The organism is Bizionia argentinensis JUB59, assembly GCF_000224335.1.
Taxonomy (GTDB): Bacteria; Bacteroidota; Bacteroidia; order Flavobacteriales; family Flavobacteriaceae; genus Algorimicrobium; species Algorimicrobium argentinense.
This window is the reverse complement of the sequence record NZ_AFXZ01000067.1, coordinates 20001-41732: the sequence shown is the minus strand read 5'-3', so window position 1 is coordinate 41732 and position 21732 is coordinate 20001. Positions and strand designations below refer to the sequence as shown.

Genomic DNA, 21732 nt, shown 5'->3' with positions numbered 1-21732 from the left:
TTTTAGTGCAACCTTACTATTTTTAGCCTCTAAGCTTATTTACCGGTATTTATCTGGGGACTAAAAATCCGAAATTAAAGACTTAAATGCACAGGTTTTTTACTCCCAACGCGCGTATCTTCTTTAGTAATTTGTTTAAAGTTTTCTGACTTCGGAAATGTCTCCGCCATCTCTAATAATTCCGTCGGTAAACCAACAAGCTTGCGCGTTTTTAAATCCATCCAAGCGCCAAGCATTTCACAGTGGGCAATGTTTTCGCCTTTATGGTTGTAAAAATTATGATCAAATTTAAAAAATGAACCATCTTCGCTTAAACCAGAAACCTCTAAGCTTACCGTTAAAGGTTTTCCCATAAACACTTCCTTAAAGTAATACATATGCTCATAGAAAACGACGGGCCCAATGTTATAATGAGCCAGCTCCTTCATAGAAAATCCTTTTTCCATTAAAAAAGCCATCCGTGTATGACTCATAAAATTGGTATAAGCACTATTAGCTAAATGTCTATTGGCATCCACATCGCTCCAACGAATTTCGAATTGTTTGGTATACATATTACTGAAATTTAAGTCACAAAACTACATAAATCTATTTGCTGCACATAATATTCTCTTACAGTTTTCTAAACCTCTAGTTTTAATTATCTTTGTGCAACTTTATTTTATAATTATGATCCATTCAATGACTGGTTATGGGAAATCTGTTTTGCAGTTACCAACCAAAAAAGTAACGATTGAAGTAAAATCGTTAAATAGTAAAAACCTCGATTTGAATGCAAGAATGCCTTCAATTTACAGAGAAAAAGAATTGAGTTTACGCAAACTAATTGGTAATCAATTAGAGCGCGGTAAAATAGATTTCTCTATTTATGTTGAAATGACGGGCGAAGAAACCAGTACGCAAATTAATAAACGAGCTGTAAAACAATACATTAAACAACTTAAAGAGATTGTAGATGGCGATGAAACTGAACTATTAAAAATGGCAGTTCGTTTTCCTGACGCTTTAAATACCGAACGTGAAGAAATTGATGAAAACGAATGGGAAATCATTTTGACTGAAGTGAAAACAGCTTTAAAAAATATTGATATCTATCGTTTAGATGAAGGTAAAGTTCTTGAAGCTGATTTTAGAGATCGTGTTCAAAACATAACATCCATTTTGGAAGAAATTATTGCTATGGATCCTGAACGTATTGCGGGTGTTCGTGAGCGTTTACAAAAAGGTGTAGAAGAGCTTAAAGAAAAGGTTGACGAAAATAGATTTGAGCAAGAATTAGTTTTCTACATTGAAAAATTTGATATCACTGAAGAAAAAGTTCGACTTAAAAACCATTTGGATTATTTTATCCAAGCATTAGATTCGGACGACTCTAATGGTAAGAAACTCGCTTTTATAGGTCAGGAAATGGGTCGTGAGATCAATACCATTGGTTCTAAAAGTAACTTTGCACCCATGCAGAAACTGGTAGTTCAAATGAAAGATGAGCTTGAAAAAATAAAAGAACAACTATTAAACGTTTTATAAACGTCTTACAAAAACAACCATATTGACACTACCAAACAATAAGACCAAAGGAAAACTAATTGTATTCTCAGCGCCCTCAGGATCGGGAAAGACTACAATTGTACGCCATCTTTTAAGACTAGATACGTTAGATTTAGAATTTTCTATTTCGGCAACCTCACGCGAAAAACGCGGTGATGAAATAGATTCAAAAGATTACTACTTTTTATCTGCTCAAGAGTTTAAAAACAAAATTAAAAACGATGAATTCCTTGAATGGGAAGAAGTATATCGGGATAATTTTTATGGCACCTTAAAAACAGAAGTGGAACGCATTTGGGCACAGGGAAAACACGTTATTTTTGATATTGATGTATCGGGTGGTTTACGCATAAAACGTAAATTCCCAGAAGAAACGATTTCCATTTTTGTTAAACCACCAAGTATAGACGAACTTAAAATCCGTTTAAAAAAGCGCAAAACAGAAAGCGACGATAAAATTAATATGCGTATTGCAAAAGCATCGGCAGAATTAGCTACTGCGCCACTTTTTGATGTTATTATTGAAAATGACAACTTGGAAAAAGCACTTGCCGAAGCAGAAAATTTAGTATCTAACTTTTTAGAATCGTAAATACCTACCATGAAAATAGGCTTATATTTTGGAACTTTTAACCCTATTCATATTGGGCATCTTATTATTGCCAACCAACTTGCAGAAGAAAGTGATATCGATCAAATTTGGTTGGTTGTCACGCCACAAAGCCCGTTTAAAAAGAAGCAATCCTTGCTAGACAATTACCAACGTTTGGATATGGTGTATTTGGCTACTGAAGACTATGAAAAACTAGAGCCTTGCGATATCGAGTTTTCTTTGCCACAACCTAATTATACGGTTAATACGCTTGCCCATTTACAAGAAAAGCATCCGACTCATGAGTTTTCTCTAATTATGGGTGAAGACAATTTAAAGAGTTTTCATAAGTGGAAAAACTACCAAGTTATTCTGGATAATCACGATATATATGTTTACCCAAGAATTTCTGAAGGTAAAGTTGAAACGCAATTTGATGGCCACAAACGTATTCATCATATAAATGCACCTATTATGGAATTGTCTTCTACTTTTATTAGAAAATCCATAAAAAAAGGTAGAAATGTAAAACCGATGCTATCCGCACCGGTTTGGAAATATATTGATGAAATGGGCTTTTATGAATAAAAAAGCCCATTAATTTATAACACAGGAATTTTAATTGTGTTTATAGTCGCTTCATAAACTTTAATATCTGAATGAATTGTGGCATTTTCAGGATTTAGCGTTTCTTCAAATAAATTTTTATAGTAAGTAATACCACCTAATAAATTATTTTTAAACGCATGCCATTTTTTGATGTGCTTGGCGGTTAAATCATCCGTAAAACTTGCTATATCGTTCTGTAAATATTCCACATACATTTTCAATTCCTTTACAAACATATTCGGTCTGTAAGCATTAGAAAGTACAGAAGCTCCCCCATAAATATGCTGAATCATTTCAGATAAAGAAACTTCTCTATCAAAATACGCTAAATTAGGTCCAGGACAAATAACAACACCTTGCTGTTGCCCTTTTATTGAAATATCATTTTCAAGATAAGATGCATTTGCTAAACCAACGCAAAGACAGGCTTTTTCAGTGATTTTATTTTTGGACATTTTATAACGAGAAGATGTCATTGATTCTTTTTTAGCATCTAGTTCTTCCAGTTTAACATCCTGATATTTTTTAGACGCTGTACAAATTCCTTCAGGCCCAAACTCCTTACTCAAGGCTAAAAACTTTTTCGGACAAGAACTTCCTGCTTTATTATTATCAATACGGTTTTGTTTATAAAACTCATTTGAAGTGCCTTTTATAGCATTAAAAGGTACACCCAATGGAGAAATACCACTTAAATACAAATCGGACTCCTTGGCGTCTGCCAAAAGCTTCCGCGTGTCATTATCTACAGAGGTCGCTTCTGGAACTAATAAAAAAGGCGTACCCCAACCAACGGAATCTACCTGATAGTTATCTATTAGAAAATCGTGTTCAGCCGCTGTTCCAACGCCACCTTGAACCGTAATTTTAATATCCAATGGTTGATCCGGGACAAACACATCTTTATCCGTTAAAGCTTTTATATAAACAGCATGGGTATCTTGAATTAATTCTGATTTTTTAGTTTTAAATTCCTCTAAAATTGGGCCTAATAAATGACCCTCAGTGGCAAAAGCATGGCCACCACAATTTAAACCCGATTCAATGCGATACTCTGAAATCCACAGTCCTTTTTTAGCTAAAAATTTCCCTTGAATAATGGCCGAACGGAAATCACTCACCTTTAGAATAATTCGCTTCTTTAATCGACTATTAGTATCAGGAAAGAAATCCTTGAAATTCTCGAAATAACTATATAATCTTGGGTTCATTCCTGCTGAAAGTACAACAGACGACTCCAAATTACTATTTGCAAATCCACGTAGCGACGCATGAGCATCATTATATTCAATTGGTAATTGTTCAGATTTAATAAAATTGTCTTTGTCTATTTTGGTCATGATATTCACATCAATTTCACCAGCTGACAAATGCGCATCTACATATTTTTTAATCGTTTCTTTAAAAAGCATACCTTCTTCCAACATAGTAGAAAGCTTAACTTTAATAGTAGACTTATTAGGAAGCATGCTTATAAAATTCTCTAAAGCCGATTTACTTTCTGATACTTCGTCCTTGAATTTTACAAACTTATTTTTAACAATGGTATCAACTAAATTCAAATAAGCGGTGATACGTTTAGCGCGATAATCGTCAACTTTTTTGGAAATCTCCTGATATGGCAAACTAAATTTCTCACTGTAAAAAGCATTCATTTTTTCTAAAAGCTCATCGTCAATAATGGAAATAACCGACGAAATACCGTACTGAGCAACCCGAATAGGACTATCTATGGTATAGGCTAAACCCATTACAGGAATATGAAAGCTATGTGTATGTTGGGGTAAAGTCATGATGTATTTTATAAAATAATTAAGTGTCAAATGTGATAAAACACTAGCGTTTAAAAGCTGATAATTATCATACGTTTTTGCTTTATATTCCGTTAATTTTGGAAGTTCGTACCTTTACTAAAAGTTTATAATCATCTAAAATTTATATTGAATCAATTAGGCCGAGTAGATATTTAGACATACAAGAAAAGCAGGTTACTTAATAAGGTAACTGCTGTTTTTGTTGCCATAACAACACTACTATAAAAAACTTCTGTATACATGAAAATCGAAGTAAAAAAAATAGCGCAGCTCACAGGGCATAATGAACCCATATACACTTTAGAGAAAGGAACTCAGGAACATCTTATTTTTTCTGGCAGTGGCGATAGAATAGTTGCTCAATGGAATTTGAAAACATTACAATTTGATAAGATTATAGGGCGTTTTCCGGCCGTTTTATATTCTATTTGCCATATTCCCGAAAAACAATTATTATTGGCAGGAACATCCAATGGCCATGTTCATATATTAGATTTAAAAAAGAATGAAGAAATAAAAGTCTTAAAAAACCATACGGCTCAAGTTTTTGATATTAGATATTCTATTGAAGCTAATTGCATTTATACCGCTGGTGGCGACGGTAATTTAACCATTTATTCACTCGATACCTTGGCATTAATTAGGATTGAAAAACTATGTGATGAAAAAGTACGACATATTGATTTTAATTATAACACTTCCGAAATAGCGATTGCTTCGGGAGATGGCAAGATTCGGATTTTTGATCTAAAAACAATGCTACAAAAAAAGGTTTTTATTGGACATCAACGTTCATCAAATGTTGTCCGTTTCAGTCCGGATGGAAAACACCTTTTAACTGGCGGCAGAGATGGTCACCTGAATGTTTGGCAAGTTGGAGAATATGAAATAATAAAATCAATTCCCGCTCATGAATGGGCAATTTACGATATTGCATATAGCCCAAACACGAATATATTTGCTACGGCCAGTCGTGATAAATCATTAAAAATATGGGATTCGAAAACATTTCTACCATTAGACACAATTGACAAAGAAAAATATGACGGACATTCATTTTCTGTGAATAAATTAATTTGGAATACCTACAATAATTATTTAATTTCTACAGGAGATGATAGAATGATCATGATTTGGGAAATAAATTCAAGAAATCTTCGGGTTTAAATACAGCGTTTAATAAAAAATACTCTTTAACAAACATGATAATCAGGCAAGCCAGACCAGAAGATTTCAAAGCAATTGCAACGTATATGCTATTAGCAATGAACGACATTGTTTATCAGTTTATTGGCGAAGATTCTCCCGAAAAAGCAACCCAGTTTTTAGAGAATTTAATCCAGAAAAAAGGAAATCAATATTCGTATGAAAATTGTTGGGTAGCAGAAAATGATGGTGAAATTATTGCAGCCGCTACTATTTATGATGGTGCTAAATTAGAAGAACTCCGCACACCCGTTGTAACAACTATTAAAACGATGTTTAATAGATATTTTAATTCTGAAGATGAAACCCAACCTGGCGAATTCTATATTGATTGTGTTGGCGTAAATCCAAACCAGCAAGGTCAAGGTGTCGGCTCTAAATTATTTCAGTTTTTAATTGATGAATATGTTTATAATAGAAAAAAAACCTTGGGCTTGCTTGTGGATAAAGACAATCCAAATGCCAAACGACTCTATTTAAATTTAGGCTTTAAAGTAGTTGGTGAAAAAAAATTAACAGGAAAAACATTAGAGCACCTTCAATTTAAAAAATAAAAAGCTATCAAAAACAATATTAATTTTCTTTTAAACCAATTTTCTATCAGTCCGAAGAATCCATTTTAATTTATTAGATTAGTTCTAATCTATCTACAAGAATAAATTTTCAAAAGGGGTAGAAAGAATTAAAAAAAACTGCATGGCAAAAATTAACAGGGAGGATATTCATATAATTAGCCGGCATAGCAATTGGCTGGAAATCAGTATAAAAAATACCCTAAATCAAGATGTTTACAATGATAAAGATGCTTGGTATAAATTTTTAAAACTATTTTTTATTAGTTTAGGTGTTGGCTTTACAACTGCTGGAATCATTTTCTTCTTTGCTTATAACTGGGCAGACCTTCATAAATTCATTAAAATAGGATTAATTGAAGCACTCATCATTATCATTATAGGAACTATATTAGTCTCCAAATTTCAACCACTTATTAAAAACATTCTACTAACTGGCGCTTCCGTAATAGTGGGTGTTTTATTCGCTGTTTTTGGTCAAATTTATCAAACAGGAGCCAATGCTTACGACTTTTTTCTAGGCTGGACTCTATTTATAGCTCTATGGGTTTTAGTTTCAAATTTCGCTCCTTTATGGCTTGTATTTATAACTTTAATTAATACCACCCTTATTTTATATGCCGAACAAGTCGCGCAAAATTGGTCCAATTTATTCCTGTTCACTCTGCTGTTTGGAATTAATACAATATTATTAATTCTGGCATTAGCCGGTAAAAAATTTTCGTCGGAAATAAAAATACCAAAGTGGTTTACAAACACATTATCAATAGCTTCCATTACTTTCTGCACCATTGGGATTTGTTTAGGAATTTTTGATGATTATCAAGCTGATTTTTACCTCTTAATTATTCCAGCATCCTTATTATATGGTTTAGGTATTTGGTATGGTCTGAAAATAAAGAGTGGCTTTTATCTCTCCATAATTCCGTTTAGTATTATTATTATAACATCAGCTTTGCTCCTGCGTTTATCCGATGATTTTGGTATGCTTTTACTTATCTGTTTATTTATAATTGTAAGTGTCACCTCCGTTATTGCTAACTTATTTAAACTTCAAAAAAAATGGATAAACTAGAGAATAAAAAAGCATTATTATACCATATTTCTGAAGTTGAAGGTGATAGATTCTTTTATGAAGAGGACGCCATTTTAATGGAATACAAGAAACAAGATCAAAACAAATCTAGTTTAGCCATCAAAATACTCACCATTTTTGGCGGTTTTTCAGCTATGCTTGCTTTTCTTGGATTTCTCCTAATTTCAGGGCTATATGATTCGGAAATTGGAATGTTAATTTTTGGAATTATTTTTATAGTTTCCGCTCTTATTCTTGATAAAATTTTTAATAAACTTATTATTGATACGTTTTGTGTTTCACTATTTATAATCGGTTTGGTACTGCTCTGTATTGGCTTGTTTGAAATGCGTTTGAACGAAAACACAGTTGCATTAATCATTTGTGCCATCTCCTTTAGTTCACTGTTTTTGACACAAAATTATATTTTGTCATTTTTAGCAATTCTAATCTTTAATGGAAGCTTATTAAGCCTAATTTTAATTAATGATTATTACAATTTAATTCATCTTTATATTGCAATTAACACGGTTTTGGTGACTTTTGTCTTTTTAAACGAAGCGAAAATAATAGCATCACATAAATATTTATCCAAAATATATAACCCCATTCGTATTGGATCTGTTTTCGCTTTATTATTCGGACTCATAGCTATTGGTAAAAGTTACTTAATACCTATTTCCCCTAATCAGCTTTGGATTTCATCCATAATCATGATTTTAGCTATTATATATATCGTATATTCTGTTATTGAAATAATCAACGTTACAGCTTTTAAGACTAAACTACTCATCTACACTTTAAGTGCTTTAATTATGTTGCTAACGCTATTTTCACCAGCAACTTCGGGAGCCATTGTTATTGTTTTATTGAGTTTTTTGGTTAATTATAAAACGGGATTCGTTATTGGAATCATTTCATTTATCTATTTTATCTCACAATATTATTATGATTTGACTTTCACACTTTTAATAAAATCAATAATTTTAATGGCTTCTGGAGTCGTTTTTCTTTTATTTTATATATTGATCACTAAAAAATTAAGCAGCCATGAAAAAGTTTAAGTGGACTATTATCTTGGCTAACCTTATCGTTTTGCTTCTGCTATTTAATAATTCAGTAGCGCAAAAAGAATCTTTAATTTCTGATGGCAAATTGATTCTATTGGATTTAGCACCTGTTGATCCACGGTCATTAATGCAAGGCGACTATATGACCTTACGTTATGAAATTTCGGAAAACGCAAATTATGACAGCATTGCTAAAAGAGGGTTTTGTGTTGTGAAATTAAAAGAAAATGGTGTTGCCAAAAAAGTTAGATTTCAAGCTGGTAAAACCCCGCTCAATGAAGATGAGTACCTAATAGTATACTCATCCAATTCTGGCTGGAATATAAATATTGGTGCCGAATCGTACTTCTTCCAAGAAGGTGATGCAGAAAAGTATGAGGCCGCTAAATACGGTGGAATTAAAGTAGATGAAGACGGAAATAGTTTGTTAATTGGTCTTTATGATGCCAAACTAGAACTAATAGATTAAATTTGAAATCAATTTTTATGAAAAATAGCAAAACAAATATATTCGTCCTTTTAGTTTGCTTCGGTATGGTTCTGTCTTGCGCAAACGTTAAAACAAATAAATATTCAACAAAATATAACAAGTTATCATGCAAAAACTTAATACAAGGTAAATTAGTAAACTTCACTGGCTTAGATGGCTGTGGATGGATGATTGAACTAACAAATGGCATGAAATTAGACCCTATAAATATTAATAACTTTAATATCCCTATGCTTGAAGGCAAAAGCGTCCAGTTTTATTATACTGAAATAAAAAACAGAGTTGGTATATGCATGGCAGGAAAAATAGTAGAAATTACCTGTATGAAAGAAACTTTAAAAAAATAATGTATTTTAAAAAAGCAGTAAGCTTTTCAATTTGAGCGCGCTTATCCAAACCACGGGATGACAAGAAAAGCAATGTCAGAAGAAGTATTAGCTACTATGGCTAAAAAAGTTCCTTTACAAAAACTTGGAACGCCAGAAGACATTGCAAACGTTTACGCGTTCCTAGCTTCAGATCAAGCAAGATATATTTCAGGAGCAACAATTAGTGTTGATGGTGGGATTACATTATAATAAAAGCTATGTGCGGGCAACTCGCGAGTTGTCCGTATATTGCATATATAAATTATAAATATGAAAATAGACTTATTATCTTGCGACGCCCAAAGACCTGATAAAAGAGCGATAGCCAATTGTATTGCAGAGATTTCATCTAACATGAATGAATCGCTCTCCCACGAACTCACAGACATACTATTAGAGGGAGACCCTGTTGATATTGAAGTGGAAGACAAAAACTCTGGCTCCGCTTTAAGAGCTTTGCGAAAGCTAGGTATTGATTATAAAATTATAGAATAATTTAGTAAGAATTACCAAAGTATAAAGTTGGACGATTATTATATAAAAGTAAATCGCTTGCATCTTAATGATACAAGCGATTAATATTGCTATAAATAAGTATTTACAATACACGTTTATTTTCTAAAAGGCATGCTATCTAAATTACAATGTAATCGTTTTGAATCCATTTTCTTGTAAACCAAAGAAGTAAACAAAGCCGTCCGGCGTAAATTTAATAGAACCGTTATAATCTGTTTTTTTCAACTCAAAATGATTCATTGCAGCTTCACAAACCACAAGACGGATTCCAGCTTTTTCACTAGTATCAATAAAAGACTTCAGACCTTCATCTGTAGCCAGATCCTTAACTACGGGACCAATTAAAACAACTTCAAAATCCATTTTCGGATTATTACTCTTAAGTTCTTGTCCCGTCATAACAGCTGCTTGAAAGTAGCGGACATTTGAAACAAGTATCGCATATTTTCCGTCTTTTTTTATGGAATTTTCAATATCCGAAACACTTAATGATTGTGCGGTAACTGGATTATACAAAACAGATCCTACAAAAACGAAAAGGATCATTAAAAACTGATTTTTCATACTTTCTTTTTTTAAAACTATTTAATTATTAGGAATAAGTGGCATACACCACTTGTGCAAAGATAGACTATCAACTAGCCTGTGACTGTAACCTATGTTACTGTAGGTAATAAAACTAGAAAAAAAAGTTTTCAGTTGGAACCAGTTTTGAAGTAACTAAAATGGTACATATTGACAACAGACCTCTTATTTTTTCAATTCAATTTGAAGACACCAAATTTAAATAAATTAATTTAAATCTAACCCATAACACTACTCAGCTTAAACATAGGCAAATACATTGAAATTAGAATAACACCAACAAGTACACCGACAATCAATATAATAATAGGTTCCATAATTGTTGATAGTAATTTAGACCGCTGCCGCACCTGCGTATTATAAATGATATTTAGACGCTCAAAAATAAATTCATTCTGATTCGTTTCTTCGGCAACCTTGACCAAAGCAATCATTTTATCGTCAAAAAATTTATGTTGTTTTAGACTCTCACTCAAAGACTGTCCTTTTAAAATATTTTGTTCCACAGCTTCCAAAGCCGTTTGCAAAGGATAAAAGTCAATCATCTGTTTCACCAATTGAATACTATTTACAACTGGAACTTTGGAGGCCGTTAATAAAGATATCGCTTGGGTAAATTGAGACAAATAAACCGTTCTTATAAAATCACCTATAAAAGGTAATTTTAAGACTAAAAGATCTTTCCGCTTTTTAAACCATAGCTTTTTATTGAAAAATGTTCTCGAGAAAACGAGAGCTATTATTAGAATTATAAATAGCCAACCAAAACTTTTCATAAATTCTGATACATAAATTATGAATTTAGTAATAGCCGGTAACTCTACTTTTTGTTGTTCAAAAATATCCTGAAACATCGGAACTACATATTGCAACATAAAAATAACGACTAATAATGCGGTGCTTAAAATAATAATAGGATAGGTTAACGCGCTAACAAGATTTCTTCGCTGTTCATTTTTTCTGGCGTAAAAAGCCCCCAGCTGTTCTGTAACTTGAATAAGGGTTCCAGTTTCCTCCCCTATTTTAAGTGAATAATATTCATAATCGGTGAATTCTTTATGAGCTTTAGTCGCTTCAGACAAACTGGATCCAGATATAATAGCCCTCGAAATAAAAGCGACTTTCTCCTGTACCAACTTCTTCTTGATCGCATTTTCAATAAGCTCTAAAGCGTCTTTAAGGGTGATTCCTGCTTTTAAAAGAACACTTAATTCTGTATAAAAATCCTCTTTAATCTTATTTGAAAAAGAATTACCGAAAAGGGTTATTTCCTTTTGTAAAAAAGAGACTTTATTAGAATTCTCTTTTTTAATTTCTTTTTGAGGCGACATGTTTTCTAACTGAAATCCCATTAGTTCATATAAGCGTTAGCATCATTATTTTTAAATATAAACAATTGCTGATTTTGAAATGTTTTTTCAGTTTCTAATTTAATGGCATCAATCTGTCCATGTTCCATAAATTCACCATCAAAATAAAATTGTTTTTGTTGTATTGGAACAGGAAAGGTATCTATTCCTTTTATGATATAATTATCCGAAAACTGATACATTACTGAGTCTATGGCTGTCGAAAATTTCAACTCATTTTCGAGACTGCTATATTCAATTTTAGAATACCTATTGAAATCTAACCATAAAGAGGTTTCTAATTTTTTAAATTTAGTCGTATTGGTATAATTTTGCTGAATGCTTATCATGTGCTTTTGAACAAGGTTTAATACAGAAAATGCCAAACCGATGACAATACTACTCAATATAAGCACCACAATCATCTCACTTAAAGTAAATGCCTTTATTTTACTATTTAGCTTCTTCATGCAGCATACTTATTGTTTTATTAGTTTTAGAATTTACTGCTTCGAACTCTACATATTGCTTATTGTTTTCTGAAAATCTAATAATTGTGATACTCCAATCTTTATAAGTTTCATAATATGGCAGTTCTAATTTTTCGTGTAGTTTAAAATACTGTAGTTCATTTAAATGAGCTTCAATTGCTCTTGTATTATTTTTAATAGTATTTGAAAATAAATTATTTAAAATCATGCTTGCCAACATAAAAATTATCACAATAAGGACTGTAGCAACTAATGTTTCCATTAATGTCGATGCCTTAATCTTTCTTAATATAACCATTTTAAAACACTTTTTTTAGAGTTATTAAATGGTAAACCCACATATTTTTCAGGCAGTTCACTAACCTTTATCTTTCCGTTGTATATATGATTTTGATATATGGATCCAAATTGTCTGGCTATAAAATTATTTGTATAAACCGTGCCAAAAACAGTTCCTTTCAATTCTAAATTCTGATTACAATAAACTTCACCTATAATTTTGGATTTCTCTTTTAGTTCCACTTGCACATCGTGGTTATTGGGTTTTGAAACGCCTAAATACAAAACCAATCCTTTTATAATGGTATCATCATCTATAATAATTCTATTATTTTCAATTAGATTTAAATTAGTTGGTTTTTCAGCAACGTTTCCCGTTAAAGCTAATGCTGAAGGATATTCCAACAGAACATTGTTACCAACTAATATATTTTTGGATGCAATGGCCTGAAAGTTTCCTTTTACATTATTCTTAATTTCTATTTCTGGCGCAATAAGAACAATATCTTTAAGAGTGCATGAGGCATTTATAATAATTTTTGCTTTTGACTGTACAATAATATTTCCTGTCAACTGGATAGCATTTAATACTATGGTTTCATTAGAGAAAATAACCTGCACTGGTTTTAAAAAAGAGTTTTTATAAGACCCATCAACTTTTAAATTGATAAATTGATTTTGCTCTATTTTAGAAATAAGATTTTCAATTTCTTTTATTTGGGTCTTAGTTTCAGAGAAAATTTTGGGTAATCGGGTTGAGGTTTTAGTAGGTCCATAAATGAGCTGAGAACCATAATAAGAATGCCCAGATATGTTACCATTTTTAACACCTCGTTTTGGTAAATAAGCAACACCTTCAATTTTGGTATTACCCACAAGAACTAGTGGTTTGTTATTGTCTTGAACATATAAAACTGTTCTATTATTTTTAGATTGCGCTGCTCCAATTAAGGCAGTTCTTTTAAAGATATTCTTTTTAATTTTCGAGATTGTAGTCACTTTCTCAAAAACGCCCCAAAATTCGCGATGCACATTTAAAGTTTTGAAATCTTCGCCGTTTAAATTGATAGAAGTAGTATCATTTAGTGGCACGATGTTATTTAGGGCGTGACTAATTCCACTATCGGTGTTTTTAGCAGTTTCAATGATAAAATCGGTTTGGATGTTAAACCGTTTATGGGTTTGAATAAATAAAATAAAAGCTGTAAGAAGCAACGCAATAACAACTGTAATAAAGAGTGTTAATTGTAAAGCGCCCGCTTTTAGCTTAAACCAAAACATTAATGACGTTTTATGGTTTGTGTCGTGTTTTTATAACGAACACTAATTTCTTTATCATTTCCTCTAATAAGCTTTACGCTATCAACTTTTTGCCCTTTTTTTAACAAATACTGATTTTCATTGATATTGATAACGAATACGCTATTTGAAGAATTTTGTTTCTTAACCATCCCACTATAAGTAATTTTAGGGCTGTTATCAGTGGCGTTTGGAGTTGATTGCGTAGTATTTTTAAACGATTTTCTTTGTTTGCTTTGCAAGGTCCCCAAAAAGGGATCTCTCTCTAAATTTTGTATAGAGAAGGTATCTATTTCTACATTCGCCTTTGGAGTAAAAGAAGCAGTAAAGTCTTGAGATTTTATTTCAGGAAGACTAGGACTTAATCCATTCATAAATTTATAGCCAATGGTTCCCCATATAGCTAATACAGCCATTAATAGCACATATGTTTTTGTTTTATTCTTCAACTGTAAAACTTTGAATGGTATATGCAGTTTCGTACTCTAAATTCCGTGCTTTTACACGCCACTCATATCCTTGAGCATCCATATTTGAAATAGAAAAACTAGTTGTGTTTACTGTTTCATTTTCAATAATTTCTAGAGCATTTGCAAAATTAGGTGTGGCAATTTGTATGGTGTAATTTTCTGCATTTAAAATAGTTTCCCAAGAAAAATTAATGGTATCTGTTGTATTAAAAATAATTGAATTTGCAGGAGCCAATAAAATAATATCTTCATTAGAAATGTTAACAGCATCACTTTCTAACACGCTAAATCCCTGTGTTGCATATTTGGTATGATAATCTGAATTTTCAGCGCGAACACGCCACTCATAATTTCCGGAATTTAATGATTTTGAAAAACTCGTGGCCGTTATGATAGTATCTTCTTTTATGGCTAAAGTGTTCTGGAAATTTGGCGTTGCAATTTGAAGTTTATAACGCTCTGCATCTTCGACAAGATTCCAAGAAAACTGCACATTTGCTTCCGTTAAAACAGACGTATCTGTGGGCGCTAAAATACTAATAGTATTATTTGAAATGTTTTCCACTTCAATAATTTCAGAGCAATTAAATGCTACTAAGACTATAATAAGATAAAGTCCTTTTTTCATTATTTACAATTTATAATAATTAATTTCTTTTTTGGCACGCTTGGCTGATTTATATGTTTTTTTTGCACAGCTAGTAATGCCTTCTATTAAATTGACAATTTCTAATTGATGTTTGCTGTTTTCTTTCCAGCAAAATTGGGAAACCCGATAAGCAAACACGACACCCTCATTAAAATGAATACTTTTAACCAGTGCTTTATTATTGTATAAATTAAGCGCTATGGACTTCAGGCCGGCTGATTCTAAAAACACCTCTTCTGCTTTTAGTATATCTTGCATGGTGTTTTCATTAAAAGCTATTGAGATGCTCGTAACAATATGTGCGTTATTTTTATTAATTAAATAATTTTTAATATCAGCATTTGTGTTGTTATTTAACAAAGCTATTAGCGCTACATCATCTACCGTTTGGAGGTTCAAGAATTTAGGCTTTAACATTAAAGAATCTATATAATTAACTTGCACCTCTTTAGCTTGAAGCTTTTGTGCATTTTTAAAACGTTTTAAAGATGTCTTGTTAAACAAAATAGGCGTAGCAGACACTTTTATAGGTTTATTATAATCTGGTACTGCTAAGCTAGAATACGTTTTTTTTAGAATATAATTTTCATCTTGCCCCACACTCCCTAAAACCACTTTTTGAATGGTTGTTGTATATTGTTTCTGCTGTACAGTTAAAGATTTACAACCTGTAGATAAAATAGTTAAAAATAAAACGAATAAAGAAGTTTTTTTCATGAGCACTAGCGTTTATGTAAATATATAAATTTCATACTGTTATCAAGGGAATTAGTGATTTAAAAACAGTGTATAGTTTTCCAAAAACAAAGTTTAAATACTCTTGCTGATATTGTCTATTATACTACTCATCACGATTATAATCTTTTTAATTTTTTGAACTACCCAAACAGAACTTATGTTGTTTGGTAAAGGCTTTTAAGCACTCGTAAAAGAAGAAGAAGAAGAAGAAGAAGAAGAAGAAGAAATCTCAAGATGATCTTGCTAAACAGATGGGCATAAATGCCCCTTAATTGGACGTTATAAACGTGACGAAGTAAAGTCATCTATTGAGACTGCATTTAAAATTGCTAAAGCTTTGGAAGTATCTTTAGATTATTTAACTGGATTATCTGATTTGAAACTCAATGAAAGTGTTATAAACATTATTAATAACCTGCAAGGTTTAAACACTGAGGGCAAGTAACTTATCCTCCTATACTGACACAATGCAATGGATTATTTGTTTTGCGAGACGTGAAGATTAAAAACATTGTTTGCCTGTTGTGTTCTTCTCCGATTACTCCAGACTTTCCAATAAGTTCATTAGTACGCTGTAATATATTAGGCTTTTTTAAAAATGTCTCTGCGACTCGCAGTTCTGTTCCTGTGAGTTCTTTAAAATAGGGTTGGTGTTGTTTCTCGTATTGTTCAATCAATAAAAACCGGTAGTTCTCTAATTCTTTGGTAAGTTCCTGTAATGTTATACGTGCTACGCTTGTTCCTATTTCTAAACGTTCTGCAATCTTTCGAGTAAATTTTTCTATTTGATTATCATTATATAAATCAATATTGTGCCTTAAAATATTATGTTCTTTTGGTTTCTGTATGCTTATTGTTACTCGCAGACTTTCTAATTTATTCGCCTTGATTCCGCCTAAAATTTGGATTTCTAAATTCTTGGTAGTGTACTCGTAGCTGTTTGGGTTTGATGTATCTAACATTTTTTAAAAATATTTTATTCCTACATATATGTAGAAAAACTATAATATCTTGATGAAACAACCAAACATATCTTAATTTTATCCTACAAATATTGTTTGTATATTTGACCTTTATTAGATAATACTATATTAAAACATACATTTATGACCTTTGGTGAACGTTTAACGATTGTTAGAAAAAGACGTAAGATGTCCCAAGCTGATGTTGGTAAAATCATCAACATTAATGGCGATGCTTATGGAAGATATGAGCGTGATGAAGTAAAGCCAACTATTGAGATGGCTACCAAAATTGCTAACGCTTTAACAGTTAGTTTGGATTTCCTTTTTGGTAATACAGATTTAGAGCTTGATACTGATACTTTAAAACGCGTTGAAGATATTTCTAAATTATCTAATGAAAACAAAAAGCACATCTATATTTTATTAGATGCGCTTATTCGTGATTTTAAAACTAAAAAAGCTTATTCTTAAAAAGTTATGAAGCCTATTTTAATAATACTATTTCTAATTATTGCTTTTTGGTCAGTATTTACAACTTTTAGAGCCATTTATTTTATATTAACAAAACAGTTCAATGGCTCAAAAACAACCTGGATACTTATTGTGATGATAGGATTTATTGGTCCTATTCTTTGGGTCACTAAAGGAAAAAAACTGCTAGAAAAATAAGGTCATTTTTTTTTAAGCTTGATTTTATTAATAATATCTTTAAATAATCCTTCATATTTAAGGAAAGAATTTTCTTTCTCATTTAATGCAAGACCTGTTATTATATAGGTTCTTTTATTATTAAAAACCCACGTAGTAATTCCTCCAATATTTACGCCTTGAGAACTTCCAGTATAAACTTTCTCAAAGTATTTATTACCCTCAAAAACGTATTCCCGCTTTTTAAGCACTTTATAATTATCTAGACTTGATTTTAAAACATCATCATTCTTCTTCAAGTAAGTTTCAATTTCACTTGTATTGATAGGTAATTCATACGTAATCGTTAAATTAGGACAGAAAGAAATATCTTTTTCACATTCTTTCTTTAAAGCTAGTAAAACAGGGTTTTGAATATCTTTAATTATTGTCCATTTTTTAGGTGTTTCTACTTGTAAAACATCATCTATTTTTTTTGAGCGGTACTCAAAATCGCTAGTATCCAAATTGTAAACCAAACTATCGTTGTAAAAATGTTTTACTGATTTTATCTTACCAAAAGAATCGTAGTATTTCCATAGACCATTTTTCTTTCCTTTGATTTTAACACCAGATTCTTCTACTGCTTGATTTTTATGGAACTTAAAATAAACTCCGTGTTCTATTCCTTCTTCTAATTCTGCTCTCAATTTGATATTACCATTAGTATAATGATCTTCTTTTATATCACAATTTTTATTTAGATTGTTCAATTTGTCTTGTTTTGATTCATATTTACAAGAGATTATAGTTATAACAACTACAAATAAAATATATTTTTTAATCATTGACATTTATTCCAATTTTTAAGTTCACATTAAGTCCTAATCCTAAAGTTGCACCTGCTCCAATATTTACACCGTAAAAATTATCTTGCTTTCCTGTTTTTGCATCAGAAGAAGGACCATTGGGCACATTCATACTACTAGTGTTACTTCCTCCAGACCTCGATTTCGTTTTTGTTAATGGCGCTACAAAGTAAAGACCTCCATCAACAGTTGCGTCTCCTTCTGAACGATATGTTGCTGATATGTCTCCACCTACCACAGGATAACCAACCACATCTGCTGTTGCTCCAATACTATGAGAAAATTTGGCATCTCCATTTTTACCTATATGGTCTCCTGTATACGAATCCGGACTTAAAGGGTCTGTTAAATCTGCTTGACCAGAAACTAATTCAAAATTTATAGCATTTACATCTACATCTACTCCTACAGCTCCTGCTTTGATATTAAATCCAGCCTGAAGCCCAAGTGTAGCATCTCCTGAAGCTTCTAAAACAGGTTCTATTTTATCTAATCCTAAAAAGCTAATGACTTTATTTGAAGCAGATTCAAAAGCTCTAGCAATACCATCCCCAATTCCTGATACGGGATTCCATCCTCCACAACAATCATTTGCCAATGGTGCCATACCATCTGGATCAACAAAATAAATTGGATTATTAAAAGCATAGTTGTATGGACTATGTCTACGCATTTTTTCTGCCAATGGATCTAAGTTCATCCATCTTCCTAAAGCAGGGTCATAATTCCTCGCAGATACATCATACCAACCTAATCCTAATTCATCCTGATACTCCTTTCCTCCAAACTTTCTTTTAAGTGCAATATTCGTAGAAGATTTAAAACCATTATACCCTTTATGTTTCAGTCCAAAAGGATAATAATTATTTTCTTCTACAATTTCTAATACTTTAGTAGAGACTGAACCAGTATTTTTATAACTCAATCTGATGTTCCCCAAGTGGTCTTTGTATTGGTAAATATAATCAAAATTTCCTAAATTATTTGGTTCCACATAACCTTCTGAATGACTAAAGAATTTTAATTCCTCATCATTAGCTTTTTCTTCATAGATAAAGTTCCCTGCATATTTTGTTCTTGTTGGCTCATTATTATCAAGCACCAGCTTTTCCAGTTTATTACCTGTAGCATCATATATGTATGTTATGCCATTTTCAGAATCTTTTAAGCCATTATTGTTAAAATCAAAATAAATATAAGTAGGGAGGTTTAAATGATTATAATTAATTTGATAAATATCTTTATTTCTATCTTTTATCATATTGCCATTTCCGTCATACACATAATCAATGGTTTGCGCAGTAGTTCTTTCACTAAAACCATATTGCTTGTTACCTAGCTCTGTAACACCTGTTAATTGGTTTCCTTTATAACTATAGGTTAATGCATCCATTTGCAATAATTTATTACCTAAATCATCAGACCCACTGCGACTCAATTCTATTATATTTCCGTTTTTATCATAATCCACCCCTTTTAGATTATAGAGTCCGTCGCGATTATTAGCTTGAGTATTTTCTTCTAAATAGGCTCCAGACTTAATTCTATTAAGAGCATCGTAACCATAAGCATATGCTCTTTTTAGCTCCGTCTCTACTCTTGAATGACTCCCATTAGGAATAGTTGTTATACTTTTTGTTTTCCATACCGTTTCACTTATATTGCCATTAAACAATTTTTGAGCACCATAATCTGATGTGTTATAATTTATTCCAAAACCAAATAAATCGGCGCCAAGTGCGTCAACATCATTAATCTGTTTAAGCCAGCCTCTTATATTGTAAGTATAATTAACAACCTGCAAAGGAGCCGCCTCAACACCTCCCACATTTTTTGCAATCAACTGTCCCAACTCATCATACGCATTTTTAGTTATTAATTCCTCTGGCGTATTATTAATTTTTTGTTTTTCAGTTAACAATCTTCCTGCATGGTCATAGCTAAACTTATTGATGGTTATAATGGTAGGCTGATTCGTTTTTTTATGTGTGTTTTTGGTTTCTAGAACATTCCCAACAAAATCGTAAGCTACAATAATGGCGTCCAAAGTATTTAAGTAATTATTAATACTTACAGCATAAATTGGTCTAGCCTTATCATCAAAATAACTAGCGGTGGTTATCCATTTTTCAGTCCCCAAAACCCTAACTCTGTTTCCAGTAGGTAATGTTTTGGTGTTTGTAACTGTCTGAACTGTCTTACCATTTATGATGACCGAGTTGGGGTTATTAAACTCACCTCCTGAACTCGCTCCTGTAATATCCGAAGGATATGTATCGTAATAACTAATAGTATAGATTTCAATATTATCTTTCGGAACAATATTATTGGAATGATTAAGTACGACGCCGTCTATAGTTTTTTGCGCTCGAACTTCATGATTATTTGCACCTTGCGCAGTTATTATTTCTTGCAATTTCTTTCGGCCACTATTTTGTTCAGACCCAGGAGGAACAAAATGGTATTTACCTGTATAAACAACTCTTCCATGAACATCATATTTTGTAAAGAGCCAATCATTTTGAATCCTTAAATTAGCGTCTTGGGTTAAAACGGGTCTATCTAATGTATCATAAACAATGAATTCCCAACCTTTTCCTGGTATTTTCTTTTCTATAAGGCGGTTCCTGTGGTCGTAATGATAAACATAGCATAGTTCATCTAATACTGTAGAAGATATTGCTCCCGAATTTGTAATTTGACTAGAAGCTTCTGGAGGCATAACATAGGTTAAATTCCCGAAGTCATCATAAACATAATAAGTATCATGCAGCTTATTCTTATCATAAGTTCGTTTTAAAATAACTTGACCTTGTTTGTTTTTAAATTCTTCTGTGGTGTGATCCTTTTCATGCTGCTGATTAAGCTTCCAGTTTTCATCTTTTGTAATCGTCTTATAAAGCTGACCTGCTGGATAATAATCTTGAAAAGCCAATTGGGTTTTTTCTGTATTATTACTGGGGTGCGTTACTGAAAACTGCCTAACATTGTTGGGGTTTCCTGAAACAAAGGCATTAGTTTGATACACAAATTTTATTGTATTGCTCGAGTTTACGGCCCAGTCTTTTCCTGGTGATGCTTGTTCCAATACTCTATTAAGTGGAGAGGCTTCAAATACTGTTTCGCTGTAAGGATTGGGAGAGGACATATTTAAATCTTCAGGAAACGTATTTACATAATAGGCTTCTAAATTAGTAAAAAACTGATTATTTTGGGCCTCATAGTTTAAAGAAGAATTACTTCTTGCCATAGGCAGGTAGTTTTTTACTTGGCGTCCAAGATTATCATAAACTATGGGCGTTATTATATCTTCTTTACCTCCTCCTGCTTGTTTTACGATGCTTTGTTTTGGCCGGCCAAGACCACTGTAATAAGTAACACCTGTTATGACGTCCTTGGGATCCAAATTTGTCGTTGTCCCCGCTTTATGTTTTCCATTTACAGTCTCTACTTTATAAGTGATATTTTTAATGTAATTCTCTGAATTGGTCTGTGCTAAAACAAGGTTAGGCAATAAAATTAACACAATTGTATATAGTAAGTTTCTCATC

At 32.0% G+C, this 21732-nt stretch carries 25 protein-coding genes; 12 read left to right on the top strand and 13 right to left on the bottom strand.

The window, feature by feature from the left end:
• Positions 1–74 precede the first annotated feature (74 nt).
• Positions 75–554 carry an acyl-CoA thioesterase gene (locus BZARG_RS13865; RefSeq protein ID WP_008639715.1) on the bottom strand — a complete coding sequence of 160 codons (480 nt, stop codon included), beginning with the start codon at positions 552–554 and terminating at the stop codon, positions 75–77.
• Positions 555–669: 115 nt separating this feature from the next.
• Between BZARG_RS13865 and BZARG_RS13860 the strand changes: the two genes are divergently transcribed.
• The 3 genes from BZARG_RS13860 to nadD are packed head-to-tail and all read left to right on the top strand — an operon-like array spanning position 670 to position 2728.
• Positions 670–1527: a YicC/YloC family endoribonuclease gene (locus BZARG_RS13860; RefSeq protein ID WP_040288883.1), complete on the top strand. Its 858-nt coding sequence runs from the start codon at positions 670–672 to the stop codon at positions 1525–1527.
• A 22-nt stretch (positions 1528–1549) separates the two neighbouring features.
• The gene (gene gmk / locus BZARG_RS13855; protein WP_008639711.1) at positions 1550–2140 is read left to right on the top strand and encodes a guanylate kinase; all 591 of its coding nucleotides are present in this window, start codon (positions 1550–1552) and stop codon (positions 2138–2140) included.
• A 9-nt stretch (positions 2141–2149) separates the two neighbouring features.
• Positions 2150–2728, top strand: coding sequence for a nicotinate (nicotinamide) nucleotide adenylyltransferase (gene nadD, locus BZARG_RS13850; RefSeq protein WP_008639668.1), 579 nt, complete (start codon positions 2150–2152; stop codon positions 2726–2728).
• A gap of 14 nt (positions 2729–2742) precedes the next feature.
• Here the strand turns inward: nadD and BZARG_RS13845 are convergent, their stop codons facing one another.
• A complete protein-coding gene (locus BZARG_RS13845; RefSeq protein ID WP_008639742.1) occupies positions 2743–4542 on the bottom strand; it encodes a hypothetical protein in 1800 nt (599 codons plus the stop codon).
• Between the two features lie 261 nt (positions 4543–4803).
• Between BZARG_RS13845 and BZARG_RS13840 the strand changes: the two genes are divergently transcribed.
• From BZARG_RS13840 to BZARG_RS13810, 8 genes are all read left to right on the top strand, one after another.
• Positions 4804–5730: a WD40 repeat domain-containing protein gene (locus BZARG_RS13840; protein WP_008639545.1), complete on the top strand. Its 927-nt coding sequence runs from the start codon at positions 4804–4806 to the stop codon at positions 5728–5730.
• Between the two features lie 35 nt (positions 5731–5765).
• Positions 5766–6323: a GNAT family N-acetyltransferase gene (locus BZARG_RS13835; protein WP_040288924.1), complete on the top strand. Its 558-nt coding sequence runs from the start codon at positions 5766–5768 to the stop codon at positions 6321–6323.
• A 142-nt stretch (positions 6324–6465) separates the two neighbouring features.
• Entirely contained in the window at positions 6466–7416 is a 951-nt protein-coding gene (locus BZARG_RS13830; RefSeq protein ID WP_008639801.1) for a DUF2157 domain-containing protein, read from the top strand.
• Positions 7404–8480, top strand: a complete 1077-nt coding sequence (locus tag BZARG_RS13825; protein ID WP_008639487.1) for a DUF4401 domain-containing protein — start codon at positions 7404–7406, stop codon at positions 8478–8480. The genes BZARG_RS13830 and BZARG_RS13825 overlap by 13 nt, the downstream gene beginning before the upstream one ends.
• Positions 8467–8955: a GDYXXLXY domain-containing protein gene (locus BZARG_RS13820; RefSeq protein ID WP_008639665.1), complete on the top strand. Its 489-nt coding sequence runs from the start codon at positions 8467–8469 to the stop codon at positions 8953–8955. Before BZARG_RS13825 ends, BZARG_RS13820 begins: the two co-directional genes overlap by 14 nt.
• Positions 8956–8972: 17 nt before the next feature.
• Complete coding sequence (locus tag BZARG_RS13815; protein WP_040288882.1) at positions 8973–9323, top strand: hypothetical protein; 351 nt, start codon at positions 8973–8975, stop codon at positions 9321–9323.
• Positions 9324–9380: 57 nt separating this feature from the next.
• Positions 9381–9554: an SDR family oxidoreductase gene (locus tag BZARG_RS15560; protein ID WP_008639746.1), complete on the top strand. Its 174-nt coding sequence runs from the start codon at positions 9381–9383 to the stop codon at positions 9552–9554.
• Between the two features lie 60 nt (positions 9555–9614).
• Positions 9615–9839 (top strand): hypothetical protein, encoded by a 225-nt coding sequence (locus BZARG_RS13810; RefSeq protein ID WP_008639621.1) that lies wholly within the window; start codon positions 9615–9617, stop codon positions 9837–9839.
• Positions 9840–9983: 144 nt separating this feature from the next.
• Here BZARG_RS13810 and BZARG_RS13805 read toward each other — a convergent pair whose 3' ends face one another.
• The 9 genes from BZARG_RS13805 to BZARG_RS15905 form a co-directional block, all read right to left on the bottom strand.
• A complete protein-coding gene (locus BZARG_RS13805) occupies positions 9984–10424 on the bottom strand; it encodes a DsrE family protein (protein WP_008639812.1) in 441 nt (146 codons plus the stop codon).
• Between the two features lie 239 nt (positions 10425–10663).
• Positions 10664–11797 (bottom strand): type II secretion system F family protein, encoded by a 1134-nt coding sequence (locus BZARG_RS13800; protein WP_008639474.1) that lies wholly within the window; start codon positions 11795–11797, stop codon positions 10664–10666.
• On the bottom strand, positions 11797–12264 hold the full coding sequence (locus BZARG_RS13795; protein ID WP_040288881.1) for a PulJ/GspJ family protein: 468 nt from the start codon (positions 12262–12264) through the stop codon (positions 11797–11799). Before BZARG_RS13795 ends, BZARG_RS13800 begins: the two co-directional genes overlap by 1 nt.
• A complete protein-coding gene (locus BZARG_RS13790) occupies positions 12248–12583 on the bottom strand; it encodes a hypothetical protein (protein ID WP_008639605.1) in 336 nt (111 codons plus the stop codon). The genes BZARG_RS13795 and BZARG_RS13790 overlap by 17 nt, the downstream gene beginning before the upstream one ends.
• Positions 12571–13845, bottom strand: coding sequence for a hypothetical protein (locus BZARG_RS13785; protein ID WP_008639656.1), 1275 nt, complete (start codon positions 13843–13845; stop codon positions 12571–12573). Before BZARG_RS13785 ends, BZARG_RS13790 begins: the two co-directional genes overlap by 13 nt.
• Positions 13845–14279: a hypothetical protein gene (locus BZARG_RS13780; RefSeq protein WP_008639473.1), complete on the bottom strand. Its 435-nt coding sequence runs from the start codon at positions 14277–14279 to the stop codon at positions 13845–13847. The genes BZARG_RS13785 and BZARG_RS13780 overlap by 1 nt, the downstream gene beginning before the upstream one ends.
• 22 nt (positions 14280–14301) lie before the next feature.
• On the bottom strand, positions 14302–14961 hold the full coding sequence (locus tag BZARG_RS13775; protein WP_008639688.1) for a hypothetical protein: 660 nt from the start codon (positions 14959–14961) through the stop codon (positions 14302–14304).
• 3 nt (positions 14962–14964) lie between these two features.
• Positions 14965–15699: a hypothetical protein gene (locus BZARG_RS13770; RefSeq protein WP_008639776.1), complete on the bottom strand. Its 735-nt coding sequence runs from the start codon at positions 15697–15699 to the stop codon at positions 14965–14967.
• Positions 15700–16166: 467 nt separating this feature from the next.
• A complete protein-coding gene (locus BZARG_RS15905) occupies positions 16167–16682 on the bottom strand; it encodes a hypothetical protein (protein ID WP_008639579.1) in 516 nt (171 codons plus the stop codon).
• A gap of 144 nt (positions 16683–16826) precedes the next feature.
• On the opposite strand from BZARG_RS15905, the gene BZARG_RS13760 reads away from it, so the two are divergent.
• Positions 16827–17156, top strand: a complete 330-nt coding sequence (locus BZARG_RS13760) for a helix-turn-helix domain-containing protein (protein WP_040288878.1) — start codon at positions 16827–16829, stop codon at positions 17154–17156.
• 200 nt (positions 17157–17356) lie between these two features.
• Here BZARG_RS13760 and BZARG_RS13750 read toward each other — a convergent pair whose 3' ends face one another.
• Positions 17357–18166, bottom strand: coding sequence for a toxin-antitoxin system YwqK family antitoxin (locus BZARG_RS13750; RefSeq protein WP_123766984.1), 810 nt, complete (start codon positions 18164–18166; stop codon positions 17357–17359).
• Positions 18153–21731 (bottom strand): DUF6443 domain-containing protein, encoded by a 3579-nt coding sequence (locus BZARG_RS13745; RefSeq protein WP_008639450.1) that lies wholly within the window; start codon positions 21729–21731, stop codon positions 18153–18155. The genes BZARG_RS13750 and BZARG_RS13745 overlap by 14 nt, the downstream gene beginning before the upstream one ends.
• Between the last annotated feature and the right edge of the window lies 1 nt (position 21732).